We start from the raw sequence: 13,199 nt of genomic DNA on the forward strand, positions 1-13,199 counted from the left end.
GGCGAGCGCGCCCGCCGCGCTCACGGGGGAGCCTGTCGAGCGCCTGTCGGGAAGGTGAACCCGACGCTGAACCGCGCGGCATAGTACGAGGCGACGTCGCCGCGCAGCGGGGTCGTGACCGGCAAGAGCACGCTCAGCGCCGGCTGCACGTTCGACAGGATGAAGCGGACGCTCGGCGAGACCGCGAACGTCGCGCGCCGGTCGTCCAGCACGTCCTGGGTCAGCTGGTAGACCTCCCACAGCTCCAGACCCACCCCGACCGGCCTCGCGATCCGGTAGCCGAAGTAGAACGCCGTGTGCGCCGTGATGTCGGTGCGGCGCTCCCCGGACCGCGGGCCGCGCACGAGCAGCGACCAGTCGAGGCCCTGCCTGAGCTGGAAGATGAACGGCCCGGTGATGTGCCGCATGTCGAACCAGGGGCGGAACGTGAGCGTGAGCTCCCGGAAGCGCGTCTCGTCCCACGGCCGCACCACGCGCGCCGTCCGGAGCACCTCGGCCTGGTCGCGCGAGACGTCGCGCGGGACCGGGAGCACGACGCCGAAGCCCCCGCCGGAGGCGAGCCCGCGCACGCTCGACCAGACGCCGCGCCCGTACAGCTCGGGGCTGCCGAGCAGGATCGACCGCTCGACCCCCGGGACGCTCGCCGCGGCGCTGTCATGCACCGCGCCGACGAACCACTTGCGCGGGACGAGCGGCACCTCCATCTCGCCGTGCGAGTACCAGGCGAAGGCGAGCTTGCCGCCCGCCCGGCTCGCCGCGTCGGGCTCGATCACGGCCGCCGTGTACTCGAAGGTGAAGGTCGGATCCCGCAGCGTGAGCCCGGGGAGCGTCGGTGGCGCGGGGACGTCGAAGACGGCCTCGTCTTCCTCGTCGGACCACGCGCCCGGCGCCGCGGCCAGCGCGGACGCCGGCCGCGCGCACGGCCAGAGCAGGAGCAGGGGCAGGCAGCGCAGCAGGAGCCGCATCACCGCGCGGGCGAGGCGCTCGTCGGGCGCCGGAACCCGCGCGGGCGGCCTCGTCGCCACGCAGGGAAAGCTACTTCGACCCGAGGCCGAAGTCGTTCGCGGTGACGTAGAGCATCAGCCCGAGCAGCATGAACACGCCGACCAGGTGGATGTGCGCCTCGACGCGCGCGTTCGGCCGGCGCCGCGTGGCCGCCTCGTAAAACAGGAACATCAGGCGGCCGCCGTCCAGAGCGGGGAACGGGATCAGGTTGAACGCGCCGAGGTAGGCCGAGAGCACGCCGAGGAACTCGAGCCCGTGCGGCAAGCCGCGCTTGGCCGCGTGCGCGGTCTCCCCGATCATCCGCGCCGGGCCCCCGAGCTCGCCCTCGATCTTGCCCGTGAGGACCTGGCCGAGCCCGACGACCAGGTCCTGCACGACCTTCGGCGGCATCTTCAGCGCGAGCAGCGCGGCCTCGCCCGCGGTCACCGGCACCCGCTGGATCGGCCCGACGGGGATCACGCCGATCTTGCCCGAGCCGCTCTCGTTCGCGGGCGTGACCTTGGCCTCGACGCGCTCGCCCGCGCGCTCCACCACGAGGTCGAGCGGGCGGCCGGGGCTCTTGGAGATGATCTCCGCCATCTTCTCCCAGTCGTGGACCGGGGTCCCGTCGATCTCGACGATGCGGTCGCCGTCCTTCAGGCTGGCCGCCGCCGGCATCCCGGCGACCACGCCGATGTCGGTCAGGCGGTGGGGCTTGCCGCCCACCATCAGGCTCGCGAAGAAGAGGACCGAGGCGAACAGGTAATTGGCGAGCGGACCGGCGAAGATCGCGGCGATCCGGCCCATCAGGCTCGCGTTCGCGTAGCTGCCCTTGTCCTCGGGATCGACCTCCTCGAGGGGGTTCATCCCCGCGATCTGCACGTACGCCAGGAAGGGGATCATCGCGACCTGGAACACGGTGGGGCCGTGCTTCACCGGGTCGTGGCGAAAGAGCCGCACGCGGACCTTGTCCGCGGCGGTCGTGAACCAGTAGTACCCGTCCTTCGGGACGACCTTGAAGAAGGTGGGGCCGAAGCCGATCGAGAACTTCAAGACGCGCATGCCGTAAGCGCGCGCGGCGAGGAAGTGCCCTCCCTCGTGGACCACCATCAGCAGGGCGAGACCGAGGATGCCTACGAAATACCAGCCGACCATCTCCGGCTAGTCTAACCAGGGCGGGCCCTGTCCGCACGTGCCCGATGTCCGCGCCGTACGCCCGCCCCGGCGAGAGGCCGCCCGCGGCGGAGGCCGCGCGCTCCCGCCGGCCCCGGACGCGCCGGGAGAGCGCGACAGGAGGGCAGCGCCCGAGACGGCTCAGCCCGCCAGAGGGCCAGAGCCAGCGGGGAGCGGCTCAGCCGACGAAGAACGAGACGCCGACGCTGAAGAAGGGATACCCGATCCGCATCGTGAGCGACATGTTGTCGTTGAAGTGGTAGCGGCCGCCGACCATGGTGACGAAGTCGAGCCACACGTCGTTGTAGAACCCGTCGGTGCGGACGACAGCGCCGAGATCGGCGAACGCGCTCCACTGATCGGTGAAGAAGAAGTTCCACTGCATGGTGACCGGACTCCAGATGGTGAAGTCACGGCGGCAGTACCTGCAGTTGGTGAGATCCAGCCCGAACGAGATGGCGACAGTGTTGTTGAGCTTCGGGATGAACGCCGGGTCGGCGAGCTCGATGCTCGCCCTGAAGCCGACGCCGAACTCGGGGTCGCCGAAGCCGTTGTAGCGATCGGGCCCGTACCGCCGCAGGCCGTAGTCGCGGTGCATGAAGACGAAGTCCCCGTGCGGCTCGAGCTCGGCGAAGTAGCGGGGGTGATCGTTCGGATTTTTGATGTTCGCCTGCGCTTCGGGCGCGAGCGTGAGGAGGGTGGCGCCGGCAAGAGCGACGCTCACGAGCGAGGGCAGCGCTTTCATGAGCTCTTCGTACCAAAGGAAGGGCAGCGACGGAAGCAAACGGGCACGTGTCGGCCGCATGACCGCCGCCGCTGGAAGGCGATGTCGCACCTCGCTCGGCGCGCAGCGCGCGGCGCGCGGCGCGGGCCGCGGCGCGCGCGGGCCCTGGCCGAGGCGCGCGCTTTGGGGTAAGCCGGGGTAACGAGAGCCAAGCGCCGCACGCGCGGCGCACCTCGGAGGGGCGGCCTTCCCCGGAGCGTCCAGATGAGAGGATCGACAAGCGTCATCCAGCTGGCCCGTGGCTGCGCGCGCATCGGCGGCGGGCTCGTCGCGGTCGCCGCGCTGGCGTGCAGCGGCACGATCCAGGTCGCGGGGCCGCCGCCCGAGGACACGGCGCCCCCGCCGGCGCAGGCGAAGAAGCCGCCCGCGCCGGCGAAGGCCCCCGAGGCGCCAGAGCCGCCCGCGCCCGCGGCCGTCGAGCCGTTCGTGACCACGCGGGACTCCGACGAGTGGGTGCGCCAGACGATGAAAGTGCAGGCGCGGCACGAGCGCGTCCTCGTCGTCGGCGCGCCGGCCCCCGCCACGATCCGCGTGGCCGCGCTCGATCTGAACGCGCGCGGCGCTGCGGGCGAGCCACGGGAGCTCCCTGTCACGCGCGCGTTCGCGACGCTCCAGGACGCGGCGGACGCGGCGCGCGGCGGCGATCTCATCGCCGTGTTGCCCGGGACGTACGTGGGGTTCTCGATTGGCGACAAGCCGAGCGCCGGCCAGGAGCGGTACATCCATTTCAAGGCGATGGGGAGCCCGGGCGAGGTCGTGATCAACCGGGGGTGCGCCGCTGACCCGGACTGGATGATTTACCTGAAGGCGGCGCACCACGTCGTGATCGAGGGCTTCAACATCGCCGGGAGCAGCGAGCCGGGCGCGCCGCGCGCGGGCACGCCGCGCGCGGGCATCATGGTGGACGGCGCGTTCGGCGAGACCGGCAGGCTCGCGCACCACATCGCCATCGTCGGCAATTTCTCTCATCACCATCACACGTGGGGGTTCCACTCCACCGACAGCCACACGGTCCTCCTGCAGGACAACCTGTTCGCCCTCTCCGGGCGCGAGCACGGCGCTTATGCGTCCGACGGCTCGGACAACTACGTGGTTCGTCGCAACGTGTTCTTCGGCAACAACGCGGGCGGGTTCCAGGCGAACCTCGATCCGGAGGCGTCGCTCGAGGAGGTGATGAGGCACCCCTCGTTCCGGAGCTATCCGCCGATGGAGCCGACCCGCGCCTGGGCCGCGGGGTTGATGAAGCTCGCGACAGACAGGTTCGGCGAGTATGGGTTTCCGGACGGCCGCGGCGTCAACTTCATCATCGAGCAGAACGTGATGAACGGCAACGGTCGCATCGGCGGTGGGGCGATCAACCTCGCCGGGCTGTCGGATTCGCTGATCCAGAACAACCTCGTTTACGGCAACCTCGCCCACGGGATCGCGCAGTGGGACAACGCGAACCCGTTCGACCGGGCCTACGTGGAGCCCGGTCCGCGCGCTCCGGAGCAGGTGAGCGGCCCGGAGGCGCTCCCGCTGTGGGGCTGCCGCAACAACCTCATCCGCAACAACACCGTGATCATGAACGCGAGCGGCCGGGCCGCGCTCCAGTGCGGCAACGGGAGCTGGGGCTGCCGGCTGCGGAACAACATCTTCGTCAACGACGCCGCGTCGTCGATCGAGGTGCTGAGCACGGGCATCTACCGGTTCGACGCGGACAACAACGTGGTGACCCAGGTGAGCTACGGCGGGATGCCGGACGGCCTGAAGCGCCTGGCGGCGGCGCTGCCGGAGACGCGGGCGATCACGGGCATCACGCGCGCGCGGCTCGCCGCGGAGGTGGTGCGCGCGAGCGAGGAGCCGTGGGTGATCCTCGAGGGGGGCTGGTGGAAGCTGAACCCGAGCCGGCCGGATTTCAGGCCGAAGCGCTCGTCGAAGATGCTGCTCGGGCAGGGCGATGCGCGCGAGGTGCCCGCGCGGGATCTGCTCGGCGTGGAGCGCAAAGGCGCGGAGCTCGGGGCCCTGTCGCCGGGGCCGTGAGGGAAGGCGGCGGCGAGGGATCGTCGAGCACGGCGTGGCGTGCCGGGGGCGCGCCGGGCGCAGCCGGGGCGAGGAGGGCGACGACGGGGCCGCCTTCGGGTGGCGACGGCGTCACCGGAAGCTGGTCGCGGGGATGCGCGCGCCCGGGCATGGGTTCCTCGGCGAAAAACCTTGCCGGGGGAATGAAGCAGGCGAACGATCCCGCGCCGTTGGGGCAATACCGTGGAACACCCGCGGCGTGCCCAAGGAGAACGGCGATGCGCAGCAGAACTTCTTCTTTGGTGTTCGTAATCTGTCTCGCGGCGGGCGCCGCGTTCGCGGCGTGCTCGGGCGAGACGACGGAGAACCCTGGCGGGGACGGGGGAAGCGGAGCGAGCGGCAGCGCGGGAACGACGAGCAGCACGACAGGGGCGAGCACCAGCTCGACGACGGCCGCGACGTCGAGCGGAGCTGGCGGGGACGGAGGAGGCGGCAGCGACGGCGGCGCCACCGTGTGCGATCAGGCCTGCGACAAGGCAGACGAATGCGGCTTGCCCGTGTGTGACGCCCTTCCGTTCGACTGCGCAGATCCAGCAGCGGAGTGCAGCGCTCGGTGCGTGGTCGGCGCGACGTGCGAGCAGCTCGAGTCGCTCGAAGCGGGCCCCGCGGATCAGGAGCTCACCGACTGCCTGAACGAGTGCCAGGGTAGCGAAGGGGGCAGCGCCGTGGCGTGCCTGAGTTGCGCGAACCAAAACGGCTGCCTGGATGCCTGCGGCGACGACATTTCATGTCAGCTCTGGCAACTGTGTGCGCTGGGGTGCATGAGAAACGATCCGCAGCCCCAGTGCTTCAGCGGCTGCAACACAGACCACGTTGGCACACCGACGGAAGAGATGATTGACGCCGTTTACGCATGCACCTGCACAGATTGCAACGAGAGCTGCGATTCCGTGGTGGATCCGTGCAATCAGTAGGCGATTTAGCACTACTGCTGGAAGTCTGAGGGGGATGCAAACCGCCATGACGCCAAGAAACCAGGGGAATGGGAGGGGGGAAATGCCGGGACGGCACTTCTTCTTCTCCCTTGGCGACCTTGGCTCCATGGCGGTTTTTCTGCCGATCCGGGGCAACTTCCCGCAGTGGTGTTAGCGCTCGCGGGTTCTGATCGAGCGACCGAGAAGGTCCCACCACCGGTCTTCGCGGTCGATCGAGCCGCAGAAGGAGCCTGCGACCACCAGATCTCCTTCTGGCACGCCTCGTACCCGGAGCCGTCTTGCTTGCACGCCCGCGTCCCGGCCTCGCAGATCCCGACGCCCTTCGTCCCAGGGGGGCCGGAGTAGCACGCGATCGCGTGCTCGGGCACGCGCGTGGAGCCTCCGCCTGTCCCGTCGCCGTCGTGGCGTCCGCCGGTGCGGCGTCCTCGAGGTCGTCGAGGCCGAGCACCAGCCCACGGCCGGATACGACCAGGATGCCGACACCGGCGAGCCAGCGGAGCGATGTGCGCATTCTCATGCGCGCCATCGTAGTGCGAAAAGCCTCAGCGCCTCTCGCGAGCCGTTGCGTCGAGACGACATCACCGCTCCGCCGATCGAGCACGACAGGCGCCTTGACTTCGACGCTTCGCTCCTCCCCTCAGCGTGATCTCAGTTACGACGACGCGAGCCCACGAGAGCGACGCGACCACGCGGGCGGGCAAGATGGAAGGGCGCACCGCAATCTCACGCCGCCGCGCGGGACGCGTGTACACTCCGCCTCGTGCCGTCTGCGCCGCCCCGCGATCGCCTCCGGGCTCGCCTGTCGAAGAGATCCTCGCCGCCCCGACACCGCCCGTCACGTCCCGCAGGCTCCGCCTTGCTCGCCGCGCTGGTAGGGCTCACCGCGTGCTCCGTTCCGAACGACGGCGGCGCCAGCTCGGCGAAGAAGGCGGACGCCCCCGGCGCCCCCCCCATGACGGATGCCGCCGAGGGGACGGCTCCCGCCGCGGCTTCCGCGCTCACGGCGCCAGCGTCCGCCGGCAGCGCGTACGCCGGCGCAACCATCCCGGGCAGCGCAGCCCCCGATCCCGCGCAGATCACCGTCAGCCCGAGCGCCGCCCCCGCAGAGACGCCCCCGCTCAGCTCGACCGGCGTCCCGCCGCCCGCCCCCCACGCCCCGCCGCCCGGCCCCTGCCCCGCCGACATGGCCCTCGTCGGCGGCTTCTGCATCGATCGCTACGAGGCGCACCTGGTCGTCGATGCCGGCGGGGAGCTCGCCGTCCACCCGCACTTCAAGCGCCCCGAGCCGGGCGTCCGCTACCTCGCCCGAAGCACGGCCGGCGCCTTTCCGCAGGCGTACATCAGCCGCGTCGAGGCCAAGGCCGCCTGCGTCGCCGCGGGCAAGCGCCTCTGCACGCGGCGGGAATGGCAGCGCGCCTGCCGCGGCAACGGCGCCCACCGCTACCCCTACGGCCCACGCGGCGAGCGCGGGCGGTGCAACACCGGCAAACCCCACCTCCTGCGGGAGGTCTTCGGCGAGCACCCGCCGGGCGGGTGGAGCTACGAACGACACTTCAACAGCCCCGACCTCGACCAGAAACCCGGCTTCCTGGCGAGGAGCGGCGAACACGCCGGCTGCGCCAGCGAGCTCGGCGTCCACGACATGGTCGGGAACCTGCACGAGTGGGTCGGCGACATGGTCGATCGCGAGCTCGTGATGCGGATGAGCACCGAAGGCGTCGAGCGCCGCGATCAGCCGTGGCACGAGGGAAACGGCGTGTTCATGGGCGGCTTCTTCAGCACGACAAGCGAGCTCGGCCCCGGCTGCTACTTCACCACCATCGCCCACGAGCCGGCCTATCACGACTACTCCACGGGATTCCGCTGCTGCGACAGCGTCGAGCTGCCGGCCGCGCCGGCGGCGATCGACGCGAGCCAGCGAGACGGCGGCTGACGTCGCGGCCGGCCGCGACGCGCGGGCCGGCGCCGAGATCGCCCGGCGCCCGCTGGCCCCGGCGAGCTCGCCCGCGGCGGCGCCCCCAGCGACGCTGCGCCCCGGGGACGGCTGCGGCGTGCTCGTCGCGGTCGGCCGTCTCGGAGGATCGCCCGTCGATTCCTGCCCGCGCCAGGAACAGGGCGCCTCCCCCAGATGTCCTCCCCCCGCGATGAGCACGGGCGCAGCGACGACCACGGAAGACGCTCGCGCGAGCACGAGGCTTCGCCCCCGCTACGGCCGGTGGGCCGCGGCTGCCGCGGCGCTGCTCCTCTCCGGCCTCGCGGCCGTCGCAGTCTGCATCAGCCAGCCCCTCGTGGCGACGCTCCCGCCGCCCGCTCCGGCGCTCTTCGCGGACCCCGCTCGCATGGAGCGCGACGTCCGGAGGCTCGTGGAGGAGTTCCGCCCGCGGGGCTACCGGCAAATCGAGCAGCTGGACCGCGCGGCGGCGTACCTCCGCGACGAGCTCAGCGCCGCCGGAGGACGCGTGACCGAGCAGCTCTACGATGTCGAGGGGCGGACGTACCGCAACGTGCTCGCCCGGTTCGGCCCGGACTCGCCGGCGCGCGTCGTGGTCGGCGCCCACTACGACGCGGCGAACGACTTGCCCGGCGCCGACGACAACGCGAGCGGCGTGGCAGGGCTGCTCGAGCTCGGGCGGATGCTCGGCCGGACGCCCCTCCGGGGCGAGGTCGAGCTCGTGGCGTTCACGCTGGAGGAGCCGCCCTATTTCCGGTCTGAGCACATGGGAAGCGCCCATCATGCCAATGCAATGCAAGCAGCAGGCGTGAAGGTCCGGGCGATGATCAGCCTGGAGATGATCGGGTATTTCACCGACGAGGAGGACAGTCAGGCGTTCCCGCTGGCGCCGCTCGCCATGCTCTATCCCACGACGGGGAATTTCGTGGCCGTGGTCGGCAACCTGGAGGGGTTCTCGCTCGTTCGCACCGTCAAGGGCGCGATGCGCGGCGCGACCGATCTGCCCGCCTATTCCCTGAGCGCTCCGGCGCTCGTTCAGGGCGTGGACTGGTCCGACCACCGGAGCTACTGGGAAGCGGGTTATCCAGCGGTCATGATCACGGACACGGCGTTTCTGCGCAACCGGCGTTACCACACCGACAAGGACACGCCGGAAACGCTCGACTACCCGCGCGCGGCAAAGGTCGTCACCGGCGTGGCCCAGGCCGTCCTCGCGCTCGCGAACGAGTGAGCGCGCTGCCGTCGCCATGCCGTTCGCTCCTCCCCGGACGGGGCACGCGCGACCCGCCGGCGCGACCGGAACCTCGGTCGATCCTCGTCGAGCGAGGACACCGTAAGCCGCCCGACACACGATAGGATGCGGCCATGTCCCTCGGCCGCCGTTCTCCGTCGCTCGCCCTGAGCGCTGCGCTCACGCTGGGGGTCGTGCCCGCATCGGCGGAGCCGGACGCCTCCGGGCGCTCTCCGGCATCCGCCGCCCCGACGCCCTTGGCCGCAGAAGCGGGCGCGCGCGATGCCCTCCATCGTGCCGGGGAGGCACGGCGCGCCGGCCGATTCGCCGAGGCCGTCGAGGCCTACCGGGCCGCGCTGGCGGACCATCACGGCCCGAAGCCCTCCCCCGCGAAGCGCGCCGAGGTGCTCGGGGAGCTCGGCCTGTGCGAGCTCGCCCTCGGCGACCACCGCGACGCGGCGGAGCACCTCCACCTCAGCCTGGAGCACCGGAGCGCGCTCTCCATCGAGCAGCAGATGCGCTTCGAGGCCGCACAGAAACAGGCCGAGCGCGAGGTCGGCACGCTCTTCCTCGCGGTGAGCCCCCGCGACGCCGAGGTCCTCCTCGACGGCGAGCCGCTCGGCGCGCCGCGCCCGACGCACGTCGTCTTCGTCGAGCCTGGACCGCACACGATCCGCGCGAGGCTCTCCGACCATGCCGACGCCGTGGCCGCGATCCAGGCGGTGCGGGGAGCCTCGACGAGCGTCACGCTGACCCTCCTGGCGAGGACGGCTACCCCGGTGCCATCGCCCGAAGCAACCGGCGCGAGCACCGCGCCCGCGCCGGCCAATGGTGCCGGCGCGACGCCCCGCACGCTGCGGACCATCGCCCTCGGGACCGCCATCTCGGGCGTGATCGTCGGCGTGGGCTTCTGGGTCGCCGCGGGCGTGCTCGACGGCGTCGTCGAGGAGCGCGCCGCGAGCCTCCGCGCTCGCGGCGGGAGCGGCGCGTGCAACGGCACCGAGTTCCCCTCGGCGTGCAAGCACCAGGAGTTCCTCATCGCGCGGCGCGACAGCGTGGGCGCGGCGGCCGTCGCGGTCCTCATCGCGAGCGGCGCGCTCGGAGCGCTCTCGGTATCGTCGTACTGGTGGGCACCGGACACTCCGTTGCGCGCCACGATCCGCGTCGAGCCGGTCGCCGCCGGTGCGCTCTCGCCCAGCGTGACCTTCCAGACGGTGTGGTAGGGTGCTCCAGTGACCGGGGGCACACCAGGGTGGAACGCCGCCGTGCGCTGCGCGCTCGGCGTTGTCGCGAGCGCGGCGGTCGGGTGCGGCAGCGCGGTCAGCGTGTGCGGGTGCTTCCCCTACGACTGCGCCGACCACGTCACGTGCGGCGATCCCTCCGCGCCGGAGACCGAGGTCGAGCCTGACGCCCCGGGCGCGCCAGGAGGCCCCGGCGAGCTCCCCTGCGGCGACGATCCCAGCGAAGCCGTGCCCAGGGACGGCTGCGGTGTGTTCGTGAGCAGCAGCCTCGGGGACGACGCGAACCCGGGCACCCGCACGCTGCCGGTGCGCACGGTGCGCCGGGCGATCGAGCGCTCACGCCAGGGCGCGCGGCGCGTCTACGCCTGCGCGGAGATCTTCCCCGAAGCCGTCGATGTCCCCGCGGGCACGCAGATCTGGGGAGGCCTCGACTGCGCGCGCGGCTGGGCGTTCGTCGGCGACCGCGCGAAGGCCGTGCTCGCGCCGGCGCCGGGCCTGATCCCGCTGCGCATCGAGGGAGGCAGCGGCACGTCGATCGTCGCGGATGTGCTCGCGCGGGCCGCGGACGCCGCGCAGCCGAGCGGCTCCTCGATCGCGGCGCTGGTCCTGCCCGGCGCAACCCTGACGTTCCTCCGCGGCGCGCTCGTCGCGGGGAACGGAGCCCCCGGCGCGCACGGCGAGGACGGCGGAGACGGCCCCGCCGCGGGCGGAGCGGACGGCCTCCGCGGCGGCGATGCGTGCTCTGCCGACGTGGTCCCGGGAGCGCCGTCGGTCACCACGACGTGCGACGACATCGATTCGCTCGGGGGCTCCGGCGGCGACGGCGCTGTCAGCAGCGGAGACGACGGGCGCGACGGTCTGCCGGAACAGTCATCGAGCTCCATCGACTGGGGGCGCGCGGGGCAGGGCCAGACGGGAGGTGCGGATTGCTCCGACGGGGTGCAGGGCATCTCGGGCCGCCATGGCACGCATGGCCGCAGGGCGGCCAGTCGCGGCGGCATGATCACGCGAGCGGGCTGGGAGGGGATCCACGGCACGAGCGGCGCGGCGGGGATCTCCGGCCAGGGCGGCGGGGGCGGCGGCGGGACGCTGGGCGGGGTCATGTACTGCGGCACGTCGCCGGTGACGCCGAAGGGCGGCGCCAGCGGCGGCTCCGGCGGCGGCGGCGGCTGCGGGGGCAAGGGCGGCGAGGGTGGCGGTTACGGGGGCGCGAGCATCGCGCTGATCAGCCTGAGCGCCGGCGTCACGCTGCACGATATGGATCTGTCGTCCGCGAACGGCGGCAACGGTGGCCACGGCGGCGCTGGCCAGATCGGGGGAGAGGGCGGCAGCCGTGGCAGCGGGGGCGCTGCGCGGAGCGGCTCGCTGCGAGGCTGCGACGGCGGGCGCGGCGGCCAGGGCGGCAACGGTGGCCACGGCGGCGGGGGCCTGGGCGGCCCGTCCATCGGGATCGCGTACCTGCTGGATCCTCCGGAGGCGCTGGGAACGCTGGCGCTGCGCCTCGGCGAGCCGGGCAAGGGAGGAGCGGGCGGGCGGCCGGACATGATCGAGCTGGCGGGGCAGGACGGCACGGGCGCCGAGGTGCTCGGCTTCCTTCAGTAGGCGGGCTTCATCATGGGGTGGAGCTGCCGGCGCCGAGCTCGCGGAGGAGCGCCTCGCGCCGTCCGGCGAGCTGTCCCCGCGGGAACCCCCGCGCGTGGCGCGTGAGCAGCTCGGCGGCCTCGGCGAGGTGGCCGGCTCGCAGCGCGACCGCGGCCTCCTCGATGAGCCGGTGCTCCTCGGCGAGGCGCGCACCACCGTCGCCGGGACGATCGCGACCGCGGCGCGTGGTCGTGTTCGCGGTCGCTGCTGCCGCATCTCCGGCGCGCACTTCCGTCGCTGTGTGCGGCTCTGCCTCGGTGCGCGGCTCTGCGCGCTCCGCTGTGCCGTCGTACGGCCCTCGTGCCGCCGGCGCGCTGGCGGGAGCACGCCGGGCGAGCGCCGCGTGGACGCCGGCGCTGGCGTGAGGGTGCGCCGGTTCCGGTTCCGCGGGCGGCAGCAGGGCGCCGGCCGCCAGCACGGCCCCTGCGGCGACAGCGCAGAGGGGCTTCGCGCTGCCGAGCGCGGAGGCGCCCCAGGCGCCTGCGCTCGTGGGCGTGCCGAGGCCCAGGTCTCCGAGGCGGCGCAGCAGCCAGTCCCCGATGCGGTCGCGCAGCACATCGCGCAGCGGCGACACCGGCTGCCCGCCGGCGGCAAGGGCTGGGAGGATCATGGGCGCCTCGTCCCAACCGCGCCGGCGGCAGCGAGCCCGCCGCCGCGCATCGGCGGCCTCCAGATCCCGGCGCGCAAGGCGCAGGCGGCTCCACGCCGTGTTGACGGGGATGCCGAGGGCCTGGGCGATCTCGCGCATGTCCAGATCGAGGACGTCGTGCGCGACGAGGATGCAGCGCCGGTCCAGGCGCAGCTCGGCGAGCAGCGCGTCGAGCGCCTCGTGGCGGTCGTTGTCGATGGCCCGGGACTCCGAGCTCGGCGCTCTCGCCCGGAGGGGCTTGAACCATCGAGGGGACCAGAGCACCTCGCGGCGGCGATGGGCTCGGCGCCGGTAGTGCGAGAAATGGTTCATGGCGATGCCGATGAGCCAGCCGCGCAGCGTGCCCAGCTCGGGGTTGAACCGGCGCAGCCCGAGGTAGGCGCCCTGGAGCACCTCCTGCATCAGGTCGTCCAGGTCCTGCCGCTGCACGCCGAGGCGCAGCAGGTACGTGGCGAGGACGTCGCGATGGTCTCGCCAAATGACTTCGAAGAGCGCTCTCTCTGGTTCCAATGCCACCTCACCTCCACGCGCGACGGGAGGCCTCCGCGG

General features: G+C 72.6%; 9 protein-coding genes. 5 read left to right on the top strand and 4 right to left on the bottom strand.

Features of this window, described 5'->3' with window-relative positions:
• Positions 1-20: 20 nt before the first annotated feature.
• From WMF27_RS40105 to WMF27_RS40115, 3 genes are all read right to left on the bottom strand, one after another.
• Positions 21-1,025 (bottom strand): hypothetical protein, encoded by a 1,005-nt coding sequence (locus tag WMF27_RS40105; RefSeq protein ID WP_437763643.1) that lies wholly within the window; start codon positions 1,023-1,025, stop codon positions 21-23.
• 10 nt (positions 1,026-1,035) lie between these two features.
• A complete protein-coding gene (locus WMF27_RS40110) occupies positions 1,036-2,139 on the bottom strand; it encodes a M50 family metallopeptidase (protein WP_437763642.1) in 1,104 nt (367 codons plus the stop codon).
• 196 nt (positions 2,140-2,335) lie between these two features.
• Positions 2,336-2,902: a hypothetical protein gene (locus WMF27_RS40115; protein WP_437763641.1), complete on the bottom strand. Its 567-nt coding sequence runs from the start codon at positions 2,900-2,902 to the stop codon at positions 2,336-2,338.
• A 243-nt stretch (positions 2,903-3,145) separates the two neighbouring features.
• Between WMF27_RS40115 and WMF27_RS40120 the strand changes: the two genes are divergently transcribed.
• From WMF27_RS40120 to WMF27_RS40140, 5 genes are all read left to right on the top strand, one after another.
• Positions 3,146-4,963, top strand: coding sequence for a right-handed parallel beta-helix repeat-containing protein (locus tag WMF27_RS40120; RefSeq protein WP_437763640.1), 1,818 nt, complete (start codon positions 3,146-3,148; stop codon positions 4,961-4,963).
• A 1,830-nt stretch (positions 4,964-6,793) separates the two neighbouring features.
• Positions 6,794-7,870 (top strand): SUMF1/EgtB/PvdO family nonheme iron enzyme, encoded by a 1,077-nt coding sequence (locus WMF27_RS40125; protein ID WP_437763639.1) that lies wholly within the window; start codon positions 6,794-6,796, stop codon positions 7,868-7,870.
• Positions 7,871-8,081: 211 nt separating this feature from the next.
• Positions 8,082-9,119 carry a M28 family peptidase gene (locus WMF27_RS40130; RefSeq protein ID WP_437763638.1) on the top strand — a complete coding sequence of 346 codons (1,038 nt, stop codon included), beginning with the start codon at positions 8,082-8,084 and terminating at the stop codon, positions 9,117-9,119.
• Between the two features lie 134 nt (positions 9,120-9,253).
• Positions 9,254-10,342: a PEGA domain-containing protein gene (locus tag WMF27_RS40135; RefSeq protein WP_437763637.1), complete on the top strand. Its 1,089-nt coding sequence runs from the start codon at positions 9,254-9,256 to the stop codon at positions 10,340-10,342.
• A gap of 9 nt (positions 10,343-10,351) precedes the next feature.
• Positions 10,352-11,962, top strand: a complete 1,611-nt coding sequence (locus WMF27_RS40140) for a hypothetical protein (protein WP_437763636.1) — start codon at positions 10,352-10,354, stop codon at positions 11,960-11,962.
• Between the two features lie 10 nt (positions 11,963-11,972).
• Here WMF27_RS40140 and WMF27_RS40145 read toward each other — a convergent pair whose 3' ends face one another.
• Entirely contained in the window at positions 11,973-13,160 is a 1,188-nt protein-coding gene (locus WMF27_RS40145) for an RNA polymerase sigma factor (protein WP_437763635.1), read from the bottom strand.
• Positions 13,161-13,199: the final 39 nt, after the last annotated feature.

The organism is Sorangium sp. So ce281, assembly GCF_051527395.1.
GTDB lineage: Bacteria > Myxococcota_A > Polyangia > Polyangiales > Polyangiaceae > Sorangium > Sorangium cellulosum_B.